This window comes from Hyella patelloides LEGE 07179 (genome assembly GCF_900659865.1).
Lineage (GTDB): Bacteria > Cyanobacteriota > Cyanobacteriia > Cyanobacteriales > Xenococcaceae > Hyella > Hyella patelloides.
Genome location: NZ_LR213771.1, coordinates 24,313 through 43,930 on the forward strand (window position 1 = coordinate 24,313; position 19,618 = coordinate 43,930).

The following is a 19,618-nucleotide window of genomic DNA, read 5'->3' on the forward strand; positions in this document are numbered from 1 at the left end:
TGAAACAATTAATTAATAATGAAAGTAGGAATCGTCAGAGAAGGCAAAATCAAGAGTGATACTAGAGTGCCGTTAACACCGAAGCAATGCCGATATTTGCTAGATCGAGATCGAGATTTACAAATATTTGTCCAGCCTAGTCAAGAGAGATGCTTTAACGATTCCGAATATCAAAATCAAGGTATCCCATTAACAGAAAATCTTGCCAAATGCGATCTGTTGTTAGGAGTTAAAGAAGTTCCCATTTCCCTGCTGCTGCCGAATAAAACCTACCTCTTTTTCTCTCATACGATTAAAAAACAACCCTATAATCGCGAACTCTTGCGTTCGATCCTGCAACAAAAAATTCGCTTAATCGATTATGAATGCTTGCGTGACTCTTCTGGTCAACGAATAATTGCTTTTGGACGCTGGGCGGGAATTGTGGGAGGTCATAATGCCATTCTCACTTGGGGACGACGTGAGGGAGAATTTTTACTCAAACCCATGCATGAATGTCATGACTGGGCAGAAGCTCAAACTTATTATCAAAATTTACCTCTTTCCCATATCAAGCTGGTAGTCACTGGAGAAGGTCGAGTTGCTAAGGGGGCTACTGAAGTGTTGGACTTGATGAAAATAAAGCGGGTTTTACCTCAAGCATTTTTGGAGAAAAACTTTAACGAACCTGTCTATACACAACTGGCGGTCAAGGATATGTATCGCAAACGGGGAGAAATTTCTTTTGATGAAACTCACTATTATCAACATCCCTCACAGTACGAGTCGATTTTTGAACCCTACACCCATACTGCGAATATTATGCTCAATGGTATCTATTGGGATAGCCGTATTCCAGTCTTCTTTACATCTGAGGACATGAAGCGCAAGGATTTTACGATTCGGGTCATTGCCGATGTTACCTGCGATATTGCCCCAGATTCTTCTATTCCTTCGACAATCAGAGCCTCTTCGATTGCCGAGCCGATTTATGGTTATGACCCTGTGTCAGAAAAAGAAACTCAGCCATTTCAAAGTCACTGCATTGATGTCATGGCAGTAGATAACCTTCCCAATGAACTACCGAGAGATGCTTCAGAAGATTTTGGCAATCAATTAATCTCAAAAGTATGGTCAGAGTTAAATCAAGCCGATAGTCGAATGATCTATGAAGCGACGATCGCCCTTGATGGTGACTTGAACAAACCTTATGAATATTTGAGAGATTATGTAAGCTGAACAATTTTAACTCGGCGATAGGAACTGGGAATAAAGGGTTGTATCTAACTGGGGATGTTTGCCTGGTTACAGATATGGCACTTAAACAACGCGAGTTCATTACGTGGAGCTAGAAAGAGGTTAAGATAATCGGCGATCGCGATCGCTTTCTCGGCAGTGATAAAATATAATTATTGAAGTTATAAAAGAGCTATCTTGTAATGTCTTAAAAGTAATTCGATGAAACTATTATTATCTCCTCAGACTATTATTTTAGGTTTTCTGGGTACTGCTATGGCAACTGGGTTGTTTTCTGCAAAAACAGTTAACGCTCAAGCGAAATTATCTTCAGTGCCAGAAATTGGCTGGAGTACCCGCTTAAGTAGTTTTGAACTAAACAATCAAGGTGAAGCTCAGGTATTTACTTTTAGCTGTCCTACTGCACCTTCTACTCAAGTTTATGCTCCTGTATGGGGAACTGATACATATACGATGAATTCTGGACTTTGTAAAGCTGCGGTTCATGCAGGTATGATTACAAAAGATGGTGGCTTGATTAATGTTGAACTGACTGCGGTCGAATCTGCTTATCAAGGTAGCGATCGCTTTGGGGTGTCCAGTAGAAGCCATGAGGGAAAAATTGACAGTATTAAATTTCTTGGTAATCCCGTCGCGCTCGATTTTAGGGAAGAGTCTAATAATGAAGATGCACAAACCAAACCCCACCGTCGTCCTTCTGCCATTGAAAGAACAGTGGGAAATGGGGTGAGAAGAGGTATTGAAAGAACTATTTCCGATTCGATTAGAGATATTTTTCGCTAAATTGTAGATTCTCTAATGTTAGTAAGGTTAAGTTTAGTTATTGTGGGTTAGAACTCATCGTTCGCATATCTTAAGGATCGATGGGACTTTTTCCCACTCGCTCAGGAATCTGACTTTCTGAGAAGGTGTGATAATTCAGAAAAAATCTTAGAAGGTCAAGATAATCAGAACCCAATTGTTTCCTCAAGAAAAAATAATTCCTGAGACAAGAATTATTGATAGTTTCTTGTCCCATTTATATCTGCGTTAAATTTTTTGCTAATTCTTAACAAATTATAATGTAAGTACTTATACTTATGTTATGACAATTTTAAAAGCGTCAGTTTATATTTTCCAAACATATTTTTATTTTTTATAATTTGAATTGTCAATCACTCAGGTCTTTCGGTTAAATTGTTTATCTAAAAATTAACAATTTAATTTCTAAAATTAAGTGGAAAAGGAGAATTAGTTCAAATGACACTCAAAATAATCTTTCAAAACGCCCAAAAAACTGGTCATCTAACCAATAACATGAAAACGGCAATTGAGAATCTTTGCGCTCCTGAGACACAGCTATCATGTGAAGAATATGTATACCTGGATTTGCTTATGGGTGCAATTTTTGCTGGAGAAATACACTAATATCTAGCATTACGTTGATAGGTAAGACATTAATCTCTTAAAAGAGCAAGTGTAAACTCATAATTCGCTCCAACAATTTTGGCTATTTAAAGATTCTCAACTCATCAGATAAATAATAATACGGTTAAACAATTTGCCACTATGCGATCGCCTTAAATTGAAATACACTTTAAAAATGCAATAATTCGCTCCAACAATTTTTGTAAGCCTTGATACGCAAGTTTTATGAGTATCAACTAAAGATTTGTTTTCTATTTATTAAGTATTTTTTCTATCTCGGCTGCGACTCTTTTCCTTGCTGCGATCGTCTGAATCGAACTATAGCCTGGTGCAGCACTACCATTTGAAAAGTTGTAATTTTATGGTCAACAGGGTTGGTTTATAATTCAATAAAGTAGGAAAATGCGATCGCGAAATATAGTTATGGCGATCGCTATATCAGCAGCTCGAACATTTGAATAATTATTGAAAGATTACCAAAGAAATCGTGACTTGATGTTACCGATAAAATAAGACAGTTGAGAGTCAACATTTTTGCGATTAATGGTTAAGGCTTCCTTAGATTGGTCAGATGATACTGAGTTGGTGAGTTTGATTTTTACAGTTTCTCCGAAAAAAGATGTAGCATTACCAACTAACTATGCCAAAGGTTTGCACGCTTGGTTTTTAAGCCAAGTTCTAAAAAAAGACCCCCAACTTTCTCAATATCTTCATGATGGACAATCGGAAAAACCATTTACCATGTCCCGTCTTTTTGGCGAGATGACAGAAAATGAAGATCGACTAATTTTATTTGAAGGAAAAACCTATCATTGGTATCTGTCGGCATTGTCTCAACGGGTGGTGCGCTGGTTTCGACATTGGCTACATAATATGCCGAGATACATTATTTTGAATTTCAAGCAACCACCTGAAAGTACTTTCCCCGACAAGATTTATCTCTCAATACAATCGGTAGACATTGCTTTACCTGCCACTACTTATAGCAATCTATTGCAAACTATCTCTAGAAAAAAATTTGCTCTTAGTTTTTTGAGTGCGACTAGCTTTCGCAGCAAAGGCAATCACTATCCTTTGCCCGCCCCCGATAAGTTGTTTCACAGCTATCTCCGCCGTTGGAATCATTTTGCACCCCATAAATTCGACCGAGATTTATTTTTGCTTTGGATTGAAGAAAATGTCATTATTACCCGACATCAATTAGATTCTCTTAGAGTTCCAGGAGGAAAACGTGGTTTGGTAACGGGTTTTGTAGGTTCGGTAGAATTGGATTTAGCAAAATCTACCAGCGATAATCCTGAGTTTATCAAGCTTTACAAGGCATTGGGACAACTCGCCCCCTATAGTGGTACGGGTCATAAAACTACTTTTGGTTTGGGTCAAACGCGGTTGGGCTGGCAAGATCGGCAACCAGATATCTTATCTATGTCTGTGGAAACTTTTATTGTTCAACGACAAAGAGAAATTTTTGAAGCATTAATGGCAACTCAAAAGCGTACTGGTGGCGATCGCGCTAAGAAGATTTGTCAGACGCGATCGCTTATTTTGGCTCGTCGTGAGTTTGGGGAATCTTTGGTTTCTATTGCGGAAGATTTAAAAATGCCCTATGACACGGTTAAGACTTATGCTAAGTTAGCCCGTCGTGCTTTGAGGGGTTGATTTCCATAGTTGCAAGAGCTTTCTTTGGGATCTGTTTCTGTCGAACCCAAGTGTGGAAATTACCATCAGCAAAAAAAATGGCTGAAACCAAGATAATATATTGATTTGATTGAAGGTTTGTCGATTAAAAACACCTTGACGATCTATATCTAGTAAGGATTTAATATCAAATACTTAAATGTTTGCTACAAATAATTTTACCTTGTAGTGATAATTCATGAATTATCACTACAGATTATATGTTGCATTCTTTTTTGTATTTCATATAAGCTTTTTTTCTCTTTGTTTGCAGATTGCTTGTGCTAGCATTTATAGGACTTCGATAAAATGCACCTGGAAAACTAAATACTGTCTGGTTTCTAAGGTACAGACTTGAAATGACCGAAAATCCTCTCTGGGGATGGAAACTATTACGCAAAACTCCATCATGGACAAAAATTATAGCTTGAAATGAGCTAAAATCCCCTCTGGGGATGGAAACTGACCGTTATTGACCTCAATCCCTGTAGGTCTGTTATCTTGAAATGAGCTAAAATCCCCTCTGGGGATGGAAACCTCTAGTATTGCGATCGCGCCAACTTAACAGCTTCGACTATTTCTTGAAATGAGCTAAAATCCCCTCTGGGGATGGAAACTTCGATTTAACAAGGGCAAAAGCAATTCATATTCTTCTTGAAACAACCGAAAATCCCCTCTGGGGATGGAAACTTGTAATCGATATTTTTTCTAGCTTCGCGAATCGCTGTTCTTGAAATGAGCTAAAATCCCCTTTGGGGATGGAAACCCTAGCATATTTTGTTTTCCTGGGATCATAGAAAAAGCTATCTTGAAATGAGCTAAAATCCCCTCTGGGGATGGAAACAAGTAACCTCCCGTTAGAAAGCGCAGACACTGTATCCTTGAAATGACCGAAAATCCCCTCTGGGGATGGAAAAACTAAATCTTTTGCCAATTCATATTGCAATTTATTTTTGAAATGAGCTAAAATCCCCTTTGGGTATGCAAACAAATAATGAGATGTTCCACCACCAATAATAATTTCTGTTTCAATAACTCATAACCCCGCGAGGGGATGGAAACAATTGCTTAATGCATTGTATAGACGATCGCATTTTTCAAACCAAGCATCCCAGTGTTCAAACATTCACTGTTATATAGCGCGATCGCATAATAGAAAATCTTAGGAGAATGGCGATCGCAATAAAGCCTGAAATATAGTATAATACTCTCAAACAAAATCCCAGTCGCGAGCATGGTGCGACAACACCAATAAACTCCACTGGGAGTAACCTACAGGAGAGGTCACAATGAGTATTTTACGTTGCGAAACAAACGGTATTGAATTTTTCACAGTCCAAGCTACAGGCGAATCAGGGATTAGTCATCGCGGATTAGCAATTTTATGTGGTGTAACTCACTGGACTATAAATGAATTAGTAAAAAACCTGGAAGCCAAACAAGCAGCAAAACGCCTAAAAGCTTTTATTGGTAAGGATTTGCACCTGGAAGGGGTTTATAAGAAAAAAGGTGGTGTGGTCAAAATTTTAAGGGCTGACTTTTGTGCTGCAACTGTCAAACACTACGCCCTCGAAGGTAGAGAAATCGCCGAACAAAGCATGGATAAATTCATGACTTTAGGGATTAACACCTGGATTCAATCCATTACAGGCTGGCAAACTCAAGAAACTCCGCCAATCACTACAGAAGAGTTTAACCCCGATACTATTCAGCTTCAGTCCGATATTGATAGCGAATATTTACTCCAACAAATCGAATTACTGCAACACGATCTCATGGTGGCACTCAAACACCGCCATGCAATTCACAATATCGTCGAAAAACCTACCGTTGTCGATTTATCTCTCAATCAGATTGTACATACTGCGGTTCACGTTCAAGCACAAAAACTCAATCAAGCCTTAGCCACTTTACAATCTATTCAAGATAAAATCGAAGTCTTAACAACTATAAGACAGCAGATAGACAAATATAACAACTTATGGCAATCTTTTGCTCGAATTACTCACTTAGTTGCCGAATTACGCCAAGAAAACACCAACTTAAAACAAGTCATTGAACAACAAAAAATCTTATTTGCTCCCCGCAGAAAAGCTCAAGCTCAATTACTTACAAATAAAAATCTAGAAACAGTCTTAGAACCCAGAATTAAAGAAATTATCGCTATTTTAATGAAATCTCAAATCAGAACGGGAGGTCATAGAGCGATCGCAATTTGCACCAGAAAAGCTACAATCTATGCCATGTATGAAATCGGTCAAAGCCTCAATGAGATTGCCATATCCCTACAAATGCCTTACGAAACAGTCAAAACTTATGTCAAGTTAACGAGAGCAGATATTAGAAACTACTATTCGGCTCAAAACTAAAGATATCCTTGGGAACAATCAATAATTGCTTAAGGCGATGGATAATAGTAACCAAGTACTTTGAAAACTAAATATTTCTTAGGGTCACACCGCTTTTTTTACAATCGCGATCGACACAATAACTTCAAACGCTGAAATGTACTTTTTTCATTGAGATGCGTCGATGCCCAATACTGTTCGGTTAGTCGCTCAAGTTATTTTGTCCGCCCCCTAAATCCCCCAATCCTGGGGAACTTTTACAAATCTGGCTCCCCACTCGCGCATTCCTTAGCTGCTTACAAATCTGGCTCCCCCAAAGTTGGGGGCTGGGGGGCTTAACCGAACGGTATTGCGTCGATGCCAGTCTGATCCAGGCTTTGAGAAGATAGATCGTTCCATGTTTTCTCAATAGGAGTCAAATATTGACCAGTACATAGTTATTGTGTCGATTTGTCCTCTGAAACCCTTGCTCTATAAGCTCTCTACAGCGAAGTCTTTCGATCTACTTAACCCCGTAAGGGGATGGAAACAGGTGATTTCCCCAGAACCCCTCAAAAAAGAGATCGCAGTTTCAATAACTCATAACCCCGCAAGGGGATGGAAACAAGAAACAGATTCGCTAGTTTGTCTGAAGATTTTACCGTTTCAATAACTCAGAACCCCGCAAGGGGATGGAAACCTAGATTCGATACTACATCCAAGATATCGCTTCTGTTTCAATAACTCAGAACCCCGCAAGGGGATGGAAATTTGCGATCGCTCCCCATGGTGAAACCAATAACGTAGTTTCAATAACCCATAACCCCGCAAGGGGATGAAAACATATTGAGAATTTTTTGGAGTTCGGAATCACTAAAGTTTCAATAACTCAGAACCCCGCAAGGGGATGGAAACAATTGCTTGATGCACTAACAGACGATCGCATTTTTAAAACCAAGCATCCAAATGTCCAAACATCCGCTGTTATATAGCGCGATCGCATAATTAGAAATCTTAGGAAAATGACGATCGCCAAAGTAACCAAAATGTAGTATAATACCTCTAAGACAAAACTCAGTCGCGAGCATGGTGCTGACACACCAATAACTCCACTGAGAGTAACCTAATATAGAGGTCACAATGAGTATTTTACGTCGCGAATCAGAAGGTATTGAGTTTTTCACTGTTCGAGCAACAGGCAAATCTGGGATGAGTCAATCTGGTTTGGCTCGGATGTGTGGAGTTAAACCTCATGCAGTCAATCAACTATTAAAATCAGTTATCACGAGTTCTTGCCCAGATTTTCTGAAACCTTTGCAGAATAAAGAATTGACACTTGGTACGAGTTATCATGAGTTTAAAAATATCACTATTATCAAAGACTCAGTTTGCGCGGTCATTTTGGAATGGTATGCTTTTGAATCTCAACGTCCAACAGAAAAAGCTCGTCAAGCATTCAGACAATTTGCAGCAGTAGGAATTAGGACTTGGATACAGTCTTTAACTGGTTGGCAAAATTCTGTTACTTCTCCTATGTCTCCACCAACAAAACAATCTGTAACAGAGAAAAAACTATCTAAAACTTTGGAAGATTCAGAATTATCTCCCTTCATCCAAGAGATTAATGCCTTACAAACTCAATTAAAAATCGCCTTGAAGCATCGCCACGCTATCCATAATCTTGTAGAAAAACCCGTTGCAGTAGATTTATCTTTAAATCGCATTATCCATACAGCAGTACACGAACAATCAATAAAACTCAATCAAGCTTTGACCTCTCTGGAAACTATCAAACAAAAAGCGATCGCCTTAGAGCTTCTAACTTTACAAATCCCTGAATCTCAGAACATTGCCTTAACCCTAAACCAATTAACCAACACCATCGAACAGATGCGCCAAGAAAATAATCAACTAAGACAAGTGATTCAACAACAACAAGTTCTTTTTACTCCTCGCAGAAAAACTCTATCTCAACTAAAATCTTCAGACAGTGCAGATTTGAATGCTTTGCTTCAACCTAGAATTCAAGAAATTACTGAGATTCTAATGCGATCGCAAATCAGAAAGGGAGGCAATCGGGCGATCGCAACTTGTACCAGAAAAGCTACAATCTATGCCATGTATGAAATCGGTCAAAGCTTAAATGAAATTGCCAAATCTCTGCAAATACCTTACGAAACGGTGAAAACCTACGTTAAGTTAACTAGGGCAGATATGAGAGACTATTATTCTGAGCAAAACTAATTGGTTTTTTTCTTAATAACGGCGATCGCGCCATAAAACCAATTCATTGCCAGTTCTGAACTATTGTTTTGATATAACCAAAAATATCCAAAATCTTAGGAAATAATAAATAGTTTCAGGATTACTTATAAATATTGATATAGTTTTGATACTAAAGAACCTTGACAATTTAATAAATTTCTCTAGTAAGTTTCCCAATATTTTCTATCAGTATTCGGGGGGTAAGCCCAACCTCTGAATACCCTATAATTTGGTTGACCTCCGTCGATGCCTCTCACTGTATGGATTCTAAGCCGATAGCACTTGGGCTTATTGCAACTAATTTCTATTAATTTGCTGTTTTAAATTAGCCCGCGAAAAACTGCATTTGAGGCATTGCCCCATAAGGGTTCTAAAGGCTAGTCTTTGAAAACACGTACCCCGTCAGGGGATGGAAACCTTATATGAACATTAAAGCATTAGTCTAATGCTAACCTTTGAAAACACGTACCCCGTCAGGGGATGGAAACGATATTATTAAGCATAATATCTTTAACAACACTATCAAAAACTTTGAAAACACGTACCCCGTCAGGGGATGGAAACCATATGACAACCTTGTCCTGAGATGGAATTTTACTTACAACCACCTTTGAAAACACGTACCCCGTCAGGGGATGGAAACACAAAAAAATACGATCGCCAGTCTTAAATACAACCTGCGATCGCCAAATCTCAAACTCAATTAGCCTCAAGCACCTAAATATTATATTTCTCCCACAAAATACTAGCGATCGCTTTGAAATGACTATAATTTAGCTATATATTGAATTTATTCATAGCTATCTCATGTCAAATTTAATTAATGCGATCGCCCATAGCAACTTCCTTGCATCAATAACTTCTGAGTTAGTCAAAGATGAATTTGATTTGCTTAAATCAAACATTTCCTATTCATATAGGATTATTAATTTTGCCTTTATTTCGGTTACTGCGATCGCGGGATTTGTTGGTTTAACTAAAATTCTCAGTTTCAAAGAATTAAAAAGAGATGTAAACGATCTAATTGAAAGAACTGTTACTAAAGAAATTGCAGAAAAAGTTAATCAAAGAATTGAAGATGTAGAAAGAATAGTCAAACAAGAGGCGATAGTGAGTAGCACTAACGTTAAATATTGCTTGCCAATGTTAAATCCCGACATTAGATCGCTTCAAGAATACAAACTATTAGATAATCGAGGATTTAATATTTCACCAGTAGAAAACCACGAGCGAAAATCATCATTTTCTAATTGTGATGTGGTAGTTATGGACTTTGTAAATGGTCAATTTTCTGATGACGAAGAAGTAATTAGCATACTCAAAAAAATAGTTGCAATAATTCCAGAGCGATTGACAATAGTTATCTACATAAAACGTAGAGTGAATGAGCTAGACAACATATTTAACAACCAAGATGTTTACTATACTCCCGCAAATAACGTTCTAACCTTAATGGGAAGAGCGATCGATGCAGCCCAAATCAATAAAGCATTTGCAGGATTGAAGAAATAAAAGAAGTGCGATCGCACAGGGCAGCCAAAATTTACCCATGTTAAAATAACCCAAGCACTTAGAATAAATATCAATAGATACCCACCATACTTAGTGTAGAGGGATATTTTGTCAGAATATATCTTAACGACCATTTACCAAGTCACGTACACGTTATCAAAGATGATGGCGAATGCATAATTAATCTAGTGGGCAAAAATGGTAATCCCGAACTGCGAGAATTTTATAATTTGAAAGCAAAAGAGGTGGCAAAAGCGATCGCAATAGTTCAAGAGAATCAACAAGAACTAATTAATAAGTGGAAAACCATTCATAGTGGGTAAAAAATGGCAGAACTGACGCAACAGCAGATCGAACAGCAGATTAATACTGCAATAAAAAATCAAGAGCAAATAAATAAAACCGAACCACGGGCGGAAAAAGTTTTATTCGATCGTGATACCAAAACATTAGCTATTTACTTTATTAATGGTTCTATATTTTCCTGCCCAATCGATCTAATAGAAGGAGTTAGCGAACTAGAAAACGAAATTATTGCGGAAGTAAAGCTAACGCCCAATCAAAAAGGATTGAGATGGGAAACAGCAGATATCGATCTCAGTATTCAAGGCTTACTACTGGGTATATTCGGCACTAAATCTTGGATGAAAGAAATAGCATCCAAAGGTGGTAAGTCAAAATCAGAACGCAAACAAACAGCATCTAGAGAAAACGGGAAAAAAGGTGGTCGTCCGCGAAAAAATATGGTCAAACAGATCGGTTAATAAGAGTTAGATTTGCGATCGCACCAAAAACATAAAAGAACGACAATTTCACAATCCTTTAATGGGTATAATCTTAAGATAAAACAACTATCAAAACCAATAAATGGTAACTACTATTGATATTGGAACATTAATTGTTTCAACACCAGATGTCTGTTTTAATCGTCCAAGAATTGCAGGCAAAAGGTTTTCTGTCGAGCAAATAGCAAGTCTGAATAGAGAAGGATTGAGTCCTAAGCAAATAAAGGATGAGTACGATTTTTTATCCTTGGCAGAGATTTATGCAGCATTGGCTTACTATTACGCTAATCAAGAACAAATAGAACAATATCTAGCTGAAGATAAGGCGGAATATCAAAAATTATCAGTACAATCCAAAACTAATCAAAAATAGTGAATCAGATTCGTTTGTATATTGATGAGGATGCTAGTAGAAAATCTTTTGTAGAAGCTTTGAGAAAGTTAAACATTGACGTTATATCAACTCCAGAGGCTAACAATCGTGGCATAGCTGACACCGAACAGTTGATTTGGGCAAGAAAAAACAATCGTATAATATACACGTTTAATGTTGGAGACTTCTGCCGATTGCATACAATATACATGACCGAGAGAAAAAAGCATTCTGGCATTATTGTTGTACCGAGACAAAGATATTCTGTTGGTGAGCAGTTAAAAGGATTACAGAATCTGATTGAATCTATTTCATCTGAAGAAATAAAAAGCCAATTAATATTTTTAGGAACATATATCTAGTTTTTCAAAATCGCGTTGTTACAGTAGTAATTTTGGACAGACTAATTTTGTAGCTCAAATCAAAATAATGACAAATAAAGCAAAGATAGATTCAGAAGAAAAGGGACAAGAATTTTTACAAGAAATTTTTTCTGATGTCCAAGAATACCTTAACGGTAAATTCAAAAGAAACAAAAAATCTACTCATAATGGCAAGCAAGGAGAAGCAACCGAGCAAGCTTTTATTAAATTATTAAGGGAGTATTTACCCAAACGCTACGCAATTGAAAGTGGAATAATAATTGATAGTCTTGGAAAGACTAGCGATCAAATTGATATTGTAATTTTCGATCCTCAGTATACTCCCAAATTATTTATTGAGGATGAGATGAGATTTATTCTCGCTGAATCTGTATATGCAGTTTTTGAAGTCAAGCCCAAAATTAGCAGTAATTTAAAATATGCAGGAGACAAAGCTGCATCAGTAAGAAAACTACATCGAACTTCTGTTCCAATTCCTCATGCTGGTGGAACTTATCCAGCAAAACCTTTATTTAAGATAGTTTGTGGAATTTTGGCTATTAATAATGGCTATTCTGGTGGTTTTAAAGGTACTTTTCTTGAAAATCATTATAAATTAAATGATGAGCAAAAATTAGATTGTGGCTTGGCTGTTTCAGGCGATCATTTCGATTTCTTTGACTCTTATCCAAAAATAATCAACGAACAAAGTGAAAAAGCTGTTATGTATTTTATTTTTAGGCTGCTTGGCAAACTTCAATCATTAGGGACAGTACCAGCTATAGATTGGAATGCTTACGCACAGCATTTGTCTAGTTAAAAAAATATAATTTATATCTCTTAGATACATATTAGAATCTGGGAGATACGAAGTTTTATTAAACATTGCTCGATTCTGCATAAAATTGCATCGTTTTCTTCGAGTTATATACAGAGCCTAAATATGCACAATTTTAATAATAGGCTTAAATCGAACGAAATATAAATAAAAAAGATATTTTTAAATTATAAATATGAAATACGGTTACTTTTGATAGATAGAAATCAAACTTTCTCAATTCTCCCAAAATACAAGCAGCCTTAAATTCAATGTCTGATTCTTTGGTTATTCCCTCTGCATTAAAAATTCTTCAGCACGCTGTTAAGCTTTTGTTTACTAATGCTGGTATGAGCATACCTGAGAATTGTTCTGTAGAAGATGATTTCACCGATATAATAAGTTTGTCAGATAATTCCGAAATTAAAGCTTTGCGAGTACTTTTTGATCGCATCAAGCTAGATCGAGGGCAGAGTGAAAATCATTATTGGATACCAAGAGAAATCGACAACGAAAAACCCAATATTCCTTATCCTCAAAATATACAACCGACATCAGAAGATATCAGAAAATATCTAGAAACATCATGCCAAGAAATAAGAACCCTTCTCGAGCGAGATGAAAATTGGCAAAATGAATCCCTACTGGCTTTAATTATCGAAAAATACGGCTCATTTATCGCTTTAGATGATGAAGATGTAGCATTTGTCGATTTAATACGATCTACTGCTGCTGTATCTACTGCATTAACCAAAAATCCCGATGCCAAAAAATTAAGTCTGATTGTGGGAGATTTATCTGGAGTGCAGAAATTCATCTATACCATTTCTAGTGCTGGTGCGCTCAAGTCTCTGCGTGCGCGTAGTTTCTATTTGGAATTGGTAACAGAAGAAATAGTACAACAACTATTAGAAGAATTAAAATTACCTCGTACCAACATTATTTTTGCTGGTGCAAGTAAGCTTTATATCTTGGCAACAGATTCAGATAAAACCAAACAAGCTGTCGAAGAAATAGGTAACAAGTTTAATCAATGGTTGAAGGATGAGTTTCAGGGTAAGGTATTCCTGGCTTTAGATAGCTATGAATTTGAAGTAGCAAAAGTATCAAACAACGAATTTGCTGAAGTTTGGTCAAAAGCTAATAAGAATTTAGATGGATTGCGATCGCAAAAATTCAGACAAGAACTATCAGATTTACTTACCCCACAACCTGCCTACGAACCCTGTAAAGTATGTCATCGAGATGATGTAGAAAATCTAAAACCATTAGGTGATGATAGTGATGTTGAAGCCTGTGGTATTTGTCGCCGATTATATCGTTTGGGCGGACAATTAAGAGATGTTAAAGCGATAGTGCGATCGCAAGATAGAACTCTTTCTTCTAAAAAGTATCTTCAGTTTAAATTGAGCAAAACAGAAATTCATTACTACCATCTCTTTGATGATATTAGCGAAGCCAAGAAAAAAGCCGAGCGAGGCAAATTATTCTTAATTAATAACTGGAATATTAATGATTATGTTGGTTTAGATGCCACACCTCTTTTCCTTGGTAATTACTCCCAAAAAAGTAAAGACGATCCCAAAGCATTTGCAACAGCCGAAGAATTAGCCAAAGCATCTCAAGGAATTGAGCGAGTTGCTTCTCTGAGAATGGATGTAGATAATTTAGGCAAAATTTTTGCAACAGGATTAGGAGAAAAACAAACTTTACCTCAGATAGCGGGTTTATCTCGGCAGATGACTTACTTTTTTAAAGTATATCTAAACAGTTTGGCAGAAGATCGAGACAATAATCTTCCCCAAAATGAAAATTACACAAAAATAGATTTACCGAAAAAAGGCGAAAAGCGCGACAATCTCTTATTTATATATGCAGGTGGTGACGACTTATTTATCAGTGGTGCGTGGAATGAAGTAGTAGAATTTAGCTTTGATGTCGATCAATCTTTTCGGGCATATACTGGCTACAACCCAGATATTACTATCTCCGCAGGGATTAGTCTTGCTGTACCTAAATATCCCCTCTACCAAGCAGCAGAAGATTCAGGGGATGCAGAAGAAGCAGCCAAAGGAAATGGGCGTGATAGCTTGACGTTATTTGGTGAAACTTTTAAATGGGATGAATGGTTAGGAAATAAAGAGAATATTCGGGTTTCCATTGAGCAAAAAACTCAAATGGAAAATTTATCTGAAAAGGAAAAAGAAATCATAGATTATTTAAAAGCAGAAGATTATCCCGATTTATGGGGAGTTTTTTCGTTCGTAAAACAATTAGAATACCAAAAAATAGGAACAGATTATACACGAAACTTTGTCCGTAATCTACTGAATACTGCTCAATTACAGGAACAAAAACTTGAAGAAATTGAACAAAAAAGAAGAGATAAATTGTATCCCTTTGAAGATAAAGACCTTAAATATTACTTGCATTTACCCCAGATTGCTTATACGTTAGCAAGATTAGAAAAAAATGTCAAAATCAAAGATGATTTTAGGAAGTCCTTGAAAAATCCACGCAATGCGCCTTATTATAGGGCGATCGCAACTTGGATAGAATTATTAAACCGTTAGTCTAAATACAACATCATGACTGCAACCAATGTTAAGCAAAAGCTAACTTTTGAAGAATACTTAAATTATGACGATGGAACTGATAATCGTTATGAATTTGTAGATGGAGAATTGCTTTTAATGAATCCGCCGATGGGTCGTCATGCTCTAATTATTAGACTAATTAGTAAGGTTTTTGAGGCAGAGATTGAGCGATTGACTTTAAATTGGCTTGCTCTAAGTGACATTGGTGTTCGTACTACTTTTAATCGTTCTAGAATTCCTGATTTAAGTGTTGTAACGCGAGAACAAATTGAACCATATATTGATGTTTCGGCAGTATTAGAAACTCCTCCTGTTTTAGTTGTGGAGGTTGTTAGCCCAGAGTCAGTTAATCGAGATTATCGTTATAAGCGATCTGAATATGCAGCAGCAGAAATTCCTGAATATTGGATTATCGATCCTGAAGAGAAAAAGGTAACTGTATTAGAGTTAGTCGAGGGTTTTTATGAGGAACAAGTTTATAACAATAATGAGCAAATTGTATCGCCTACTTTTCCAGAGTTGGCTTTAACTGTCGAGCAATTATGGAATGCTTGATTTTTAGAAAATTTGCTAAAAGAATTGCGATCGCGCATTTTTACTTTTTGAACAAAAATATTAACTTTTTGAATAAAACGAAAGTATGAATCAATCTTTAAATAAACCTTATAAAAAATCGATAAATACAAATAGAAATCAAATTAAAGAGAAAAAGAAAAAAATTGAATATTCAAGCAAAAAAGAAAATGATAACGAGCGCGAAATGATTACTAAAGAAATTATTAAAACAATTGAAAAATCTAAAAATGGTTTGCATGAATATAAAGTTCGTCCCCTTGTTGAAGATACAGAAAAATTTAGCGACCACCTCAAAAAATACGGATTAAAAACTAATCATTTGCGTCGATTTTTGGATTCACTAAAACAACTAAAGGCTCGTTTAGCAAAAACAGGAAAAATTGAAGATATTCAAGACGATCTTTATTTTTTACAACCTCAACTTGCTTTTGCTGCTGCTCGAAAAAAACAAGAAATGAGGAAAGGGGACTCATTAAATCCCGCTCAAGATTTTTGTAATGTCGTCACAGCAGGAATCAAAAAAGTACATTCTGAAAAAGATTTTTATCGTTTGGTACAGCTTGTAGAAGCAATAATTGCCTATCACAAAGCAGCAGGTGGAGACTAAAATAATGCCTAGATTAATTAAACCCAAAAAACTATTTGGTAAGTTTTTTATTACTGTAGATATTGTTATTGAAACAGGTTTACACATAGGAGGAGGAGGAGAAACATTAGATATTGGAGGATTAGATCATTCTGTAATCCGCGATCCTATTTCTCGTCATCCCTACATTCCAGGCTCATCTTTAAAAGGTAAACTTAGGTCTATTTTAGAACGCTTAGAAAATAAACCAGTCAATCGTCCTGGTGGAAGTGGTACTTATCGTTATGAAAGTGACGATCTCGAAGAAGGTTATTCGGAAATTGGCGAACAATCGAATAAACAAACAATAAAATTTAAAGGTGCAAAAAATTGCCCTGTCAGTAGAATTTTTGGTTCTACAGGAGTTTCTTGTTGGGTGAAAAAATCTATCTGTGAAGAGCAAGATTTAGAACTTGTTAAATCTGAAGAGCGGAATGATTTAGGTAATAATGAAAAATATGTTTTTGTTAAAGGACGTAGCTCTACTGCACGTTTAATAGTTAGAGATGCTTATTTAACTGATAACTCTGCAAAATTGCTCGAAAAAATTGATACTGGTTTATACATGACCGAGTGGAAGTTTGAAAATGGGATAGATCGTATTACTGCTGCTGCTAATCCTAGACAGGTAGAAAGAGTTCCTAAAGATTCGGAGTTTGAAGTAGAGCTAGTTTATACGGTAGAAGATTTTACTGATGAAGAACAAAATTCAGGACAGCTTATAAATAGAGCAGAAATTTTTACGGAAGCACATAGAGATATTAAAAATATTCTTCGAGCCATGATGGTATTAGAAGATGATGGATTGGGTGGAAATATTTCTCGTGGTTACGGCAAAATCAGTTTTAAAAATTGGAAATTTCAATACAAAAACTATCAAGACTTTAATAACGATCCTTTACAGCCATTGTCATCAAAAGAATTAAGCGCATCTATAGAAGCTAAAGTTACTAACCAATTGCCAGCTAAATTTCCTGAGATTCAAGCACTATTACCAACAATTGAACAATCAAAGTTAGATAGTGAAGAAAATGAAGATAGCGTATGAATAATTGGAGGTTAGTTAAACTTAATTTTGGCAAAAATGTAGCTCATTTTGGTGAGTTAGGAATTGGTATTGAAGAAACAAGCGAGCGAGTTTATTCTGACACCTTATTTAGTGCTTGGATTAACGCTTATGCAAAGTTAAGAGGTAAAGAATCTGTATCTGAAATATTGGAGCAATTTCTAGATATAGATAATATTCCCTTTAGTTTAAGTTCTACTTTCATTTATCAACAACCTCAAAAAGAAACAAAAACAATTTATTACTTACCTCGTCCTCTATGTTTGCCATCAGGATATCCTACAGAAGAAGAGGGAGGCGATCTTGCTTTTTTCAAAACTTTTAAAAAGCTAAAATATTTACCAATAGATATTTGGCAACGTTGGTATCAAGGGAATGGCTTTTCCGAAAACGACCGTAATGAATTGATTGTTAAAACTATTAAAAGTGCAAATACTTCTCAGGTATTAACAAAAGCTGGAACTTTCCAATACAAAGATAATTATAAATTCAGTAAATTACCTAAAGTTAGTATTGACCGCGTAACTCATGCAAGCAATTTCTATCATACGGGATTCGTGCAGTATAGATGGGAAGAAAATTATAGTTCTGGTCTTTACTTTTTAGTAAACTTTCTTGATTCAGAATGGGAAAATACTTTTTTTGAAGTTTTGGAATTTTTAGGCGATGAAGGTCTTGGCGGAGAACGTTCTAGTGGTGCTGGGAGATTCCAATACACTAGAAAGAAAACTCTGTCGAAACAATGGAATAAAGTGCTTAAATTTAATCAGTCCAGTTATCACAGTCTTCTTAGTCTATTTTGGACAGATGATTCTTTTCATCTACAACAGCTACTTGGAGAAGAAGATAAACCTATTGCTAGTTATGAACTAAAAGAACGAGGTGGTTGGATTGGTTCTTATTCTTCAGATGGTCGTCAATTAAGAAGAAAAAAAGTTCATATGTTTGCAGAGGGTTCTGTATTTTCTAAAATTCCCCGAGGTAAATTAGCTAATGTAAAGCCTCAAGGTTTTAACGATCATAATGTTTATCGTAGTGGTATTAGCCTCAGTCTTCCTATAAAAATCTTGATTAAGTAAATATGCTAACTTCTAATATTGTTCTAGAAAAAGACAAGGCTTTTGAAATCAAAGTAATTGAACTCACTTGTCCTAATTCACTAATTCATATTGGCTCGGAAGTATCAAAACTCAATCCTTTTGAATATGTTAAAGATAACGATCGTGTTTACTATCCAAATCAGTCAGCCTTAATTAAATCTTTGCATCAAAGAGGTCGCTTAAAAGATTACATTCATAAAATAGAAACTGGAGAAGAAATCGCATTACTATTACAAGACACTTTTGGAGATTGGAAAAATCTAAGATCTGTTGATAATGAACTTATTTTTCCCCGCAATAAAAGAATTAAGAGATGGACAAATAAGGAAATTAAAGACATACGTCCGATGATTCGTAACGGCAGAGGAGAATTATATATTCCAGGTTCTTCAATTAAAGGTGCAATCAGAACCGCGATCGCTTATCATATAATCAATCATGAAGATACATATCAAGTTCTTGAAACTAAAAGAATTAGCGCGATAGAAAAAACATTACGAGAAAAGTTAAACACAGAAGAAAATAAATTAAAATTCAAAAAGAAACAAAAATTTGCTGACGATAAATTATTTATGGAAAGCATATTTTCTGATTTCCAGCTTATTTATAAAGGTCATACAGCATTTGGAAAAACTGATATATCAAATACAGATTTTATGCGTGCTATTCAAATAACTGACACTAAATCTATTATTAAACAAAAAAACCATAATTTATCTGTTGTCCCAGAAGTAATTATCTGTAGTCACGATCGAGATAATAGAGCAAAATAATGTAACTCAAAATATTATTGATATTTGCCGAGATTTTGCTCAAGCACAATGGAATTATGAGCGTCATTACTGGTTACATAATAATTGGAAAAATAATCTAAATGCTAAAGATACAAATGG

The 19,618-nt window shown here is 35.9% G+C and carries 19 protein-coding genes and 1 CRISPR repeat array; of the genes, 18 read left to right on the top strand and 1 reads right to left on the bottom strand.

All coding sequences use genetic code 11. The annotated features are described in order from the left end of the window. Positions 1-18: 18 nt before the first annotated feature. From H1P_RS01615 to H1P_RS01630, 5 genes are all read left to right on the top strand, one after another. Positions 19-1,218 carry an NAD(P)-dependent oxidoreductase gene (locus tag H1P_RS01615; protein WP_144863481.1) on the top strand — a complete coding sequence of 400 codons (1,200 nt, stop codon included), beginning with the start codon at positions 19-21 and terminating at the stop codon, positions 1,216-1,218. A 219-nt stretch (positions 1,219-1,437) separates the two neighbouring features. Beyond that, positions 1,438-2,019 (top strand): LCCL domain-containing protein, encoded by a 582-nt coding sequence (locus H1P_RS01620; RefSeq protein WP_144863483.1) that lies wholly within the window; start codon positions 1,438-1,440, stop codon positions 2,017-2,019. Positions 2,020-2,475: 456 nt separating this feature from the next. Next, the gene (locus H1P_RS35630) at positions 2,476-2,643 is read left to right on the top strand and encodes a hypothetical protein (RefSeq protein WP_186375789.1); all 168 of its coding nucleotides are present in this window, start codon (positions 2,476-2,478) and stop codon (positions 2,641-2,643) included. Positions 2,644-3,186: 543 nt separating this feature from the next. Next, complete coding sequence (cas6, locus tag H1P_RS01625) at positions 3,187-4,302, top strand: CRISPR-associated endoribonuclease Cas6 (RefSeq protein WP_144863485.1); 1,116 nt, start codon at positions 3,187-3,189, stop codon at positions 4,300-4,302. Positions 4,303-5,609: 1,307 nt separating this feature from the next. Then, positions 5,610-6,689, top strand: a complete 1,080-nt coding sequence (locus H1P_RS01630) for a sigma-70 family RNA polymerase sigma factor (protein WP_144863487.1) — start codon at positions 5,610-5,612, stop codon at positions 6,687-6,689. Between the two features lie 547 nt (positions 6,690-7,236). Continuing rightward, positions 7,237-7,561: direct repeats of the CRISPR family, unit length 36 nt; unit sequence GTTTCAATAACTCAGAACCCCGCAAGGGGATGGAAA. A 15-nt stretch (positions 7,562-7,576) separates the two neighbouring features. Here the strand turns inward: H1P_RS01630 and H1P_RS01640 are convergent. Next, positions 7,577-7,786, bottom strand: a complete 210-nt coding sequence (locus H1P_RS01640; RefSeq protein ID WP_144863491.1) for a hypothetical protein — start codon at positions 7,784-7,786, stop codon at positions 7,577-7,579. Between the two features lies 1 nt (position 7,787). Here H1P_RS01640 and H1P_RS01645 point away from each other — a divergent pair, with 1 nt between their 5' ends. From H1P_RS01645 to csm5, 13 genes are all read left to right on the top strand, one after another. After that, entirely contained in the window at positions 7,788-8,891 is a 1,104-nt protein-coding gene (locus H1P_RS01645) for a sigma-70 family RNA polymerase sigma factor (protein WP_144863493.1), read from the top strand. A gap of 828 nt (positions 8,892-9,719) precedes the next feature. Beyond that, entirely contained in the window at positions 9,720-10,424 is a 705-nt protein-coding gene (locus H1P_RS01650; protein ID WP_144863495.1) for a hypothetical protein, read from the top strand. A gap of 86 nt (positions 10,425-10,510) precedes the next feature. Further along, on the top strand, positions 10,511-10,747 hold the full coding sequence (locus H1P_RS01655) for a DUF4160 domain-containing protein (protein WP_281291077.1): 237 nt from the start codon (positions 10,511-10,513) through the stop codon (positions 10,745-10,747). A gap of 3 nt (positions 10,748-10,750) precedes the next feature. After that, complete coding sequence (locus H1P_RS01660) at positions 10,751-11,188, top strand: DUF2442 domain-containing protein (RefSeq protein ID WP_144863500.1); 438 nt, start codon at positions 10,751-10,753, stop codon at positions 11,186-11,188. A 103-nt stretch (positions 11,189-11,291) separates the two neighbouring features. After that, positions 11,292-11,582: a DUF433 domain-containing protein gene (locus tag H1P_RS01665; RefSeq protein ID WP_144863502.1), complete on the top strand. Its 291-nt coding sequence runs from the start codon at positions 11,292-11,294 to the stop codon at positions 11,580-11,582. Next, positions 11,582-11,944 (top strand): DUF5615 family PIN-like protein, encoded by a 363-nt coding sequence (locus H1P_RS01670; protein ID WP_144863503.1) that lies wholly within the window; start codon positions 11,582-11,584, stop codon positions 11,942-11,944. The genes H1P_RS01665 and H1P_RS01670 overlap by 1 nt, the downstream gene beginning before the upstream one ends. Positions 11,945-12,011: 67 nt before the next feature. Then, complete coding sequence (locus H1P_RS01675; RefSeq protein WP_144863505.1) at positions 12,012-12,764, top strand: DUF6602 domain-containing protein; 753 nt, start codon at positions 12,012-12,014, stop codon at positions 12,762-12,764. A gap of 269 nt (positions 12,765-13,033) precedes the next feature. After that, complete coding sequence (gene cas10 / locus H1P_RS01680) at positions 13,034-15,334, top strand: type III-A CRISPR-associated protein Cas10/Csm1 (RefSeq protein ID WP_144863507.1); 2,301 nt, start codon at positions 13,034-13,036, stop codon at positions 15,332-15,334. Positions 15,335-15,349: 15 nt separating this feature from the next. Continuing rightward, positions 15,350-15,913 (top strand): Uma2 family endonuclease, encoded by a 564-nt coding sequence (locus H1P_RS01685; RefSeq protein WP_144863509.1) that lies wholly within the window; start codon positions 15,350-15,352, stop codon positions 15,911-15,913. An 85-nt stretch (positions 15,914-15,998) separates the two neighbouring features. After that, entirely contained in the window at positions 15,999-16,541 is a 543-nt protein-coding gene (gene csm2, locus H1P_RS01690) for a type III-A CRISPR-associated protein Csm2 (RefSeq protein ID WP_144863510.1), read from the top strand. A 4-nt stretch (positions 16,542-16,545) separates the two neighbouring features. Continuing rightward, a complete protein-coding gene (csm3, locus tag H1P_RS01695) occupies positions 16,546-17,607 on the top strand; it encodes a type III-A CRISPR-associated RAMP protein Csm3 (RefSeq protein WP_144863512.1) in 1,062 nt (353 codons plus the stop codon). Then, a complete protein-coding gene (csm4, locus tag H1P_RS01700; RefSeq protein WP_144863514.1) occupies positions 17,604-18,704 on the top strand; it encodes a type III-A CRISPR-associated RAMP protein Csm4 in 1,101 nt (366 codons plus the stop codon). The genes csm3 and csm4 overlap by 4 nt, the downstream gene beginning before the upstream one ends. Positions 18,705-18,706: 2 nt before the next feature. Continuing rightward, positions 18,707-19,498 (top strand): type III-A CRISPR-associated RAMP protein Csm5, encoded by a 792-nt coding sequence (gene csm5 / locus H1P_RS01705; protein WP_222426895.1) that lies wholly within the window; start codon positions 18,707-18,709, stop codon positions 19,496-19,498. Positions 19,499-19,618: the final 120 nt, after the last annotated feature.

Bases quoted from the DNA above. Each gene is read 5' to 3' on its own strand.
- cas6 (WP_144863485.1), top strand. From the start codon at position 3,187: ATGGTTAAGGCTTCCTTAGATTGGTCAGATGATACTGAGTTGGTGAGT.
- H1P_RS01620 (WP_144863483.1), top strand. From the start codon at position 1,438: ATGAAACTATTATTATCTCCTCAGACTATTATTTTAGGTTTTCTGGGT.
- H1P_RS01675 (WP_144863505.1), top strand. From the start codon at position 12,012: ATGACAAATAAAGCAAAGATAGATTCAGAAGAAAAGGGACAAGAATTT.
- csm5 (WP_222426895.1), top strand. From the start codon at position 18,707: ATGCTAACTTCTAATATTGTTCTAGAAAAAGACAAGGCTTTTGAAATC.
- csm3 (WP_144863512.1), top strand. From the start codon at position 16,546: ATGCCTAGATTAATTAAACCCAAAAAACTATTTGGTAAGTTTTTTATT.
- H1P_RS01630 (WP_144863487.1), top strand. From the start codon at position 5,610: ATGAGTATTTTACGTTGCGAAACAAACGGTATTGAATTTTTCACAGTC.
- csm2 (WP_144863510.1), top strand. From the start codon at position 15,999: ATGAATCAATCTTTAAATAAACCTTATAAAAAATCGATAAATACAAAT.
- csm4 (WP_144863514.1), top strand. From the start codon at position 17,604: ATGAATAATTGGAGGTTAGTTAAACTTAATTTTGGCAAAAATGTAGCT.
- H1P_RS01660 (WP_144863500.1), top strand. From the start codon at position 10,751: ATGGCAGAACTGACGCAACAGCAGATCGAACAGCAGATTAATACTGCA.
- H1P_RS35630 (WP_186375789.1), top strand. From the start codon at position 2,476: ATGACACTCAAAATAATCTTTCAAAACGCCCAAAAAACTGGTCATCTA.
- H1P_RS01665 (WP_144863502.1), top strand. From the start codon at position 11,292: ATGGTAACTACTATTGATATTGGAACATTAATTGTTTCAACACCAGAT.
- H1P_RS01615 (WP_144863481.1), top strand. From the start codon at position 19: ATGAAAGTAGGAATCGTCAGAGAAGGCAAAATCAAGAGTGATACTAGA.
- H1P_RS01650 (WP_144863495.1), top strand. From the start codon at position 9,720: ATGTCAAATTTAATTAATGCGATCGCCCATAGCAACTTCCTTGCATCA.
- cas10 (WP_144863507.1), top strand. From the start codon at position 13,034: ATGTCTGATTCTTTGGTTATTCCCTCTGCATTAAAAATTCTTCAGCAC.
- H1P_RS01685 (WP_144863509.1), top strand. From the start codon at position 15,350: ATGACTGCAACCAATGTTAAGCAAAAGCTAACTTTTGAAGAATACTTA.
- H1P_RS01645 (WP_144863493.1), top strand. From the start codon at position 7,788: ATGAGTATTTTACGTCGCGAATCAGAAGGTATTGAGTTTTTCACTGTT.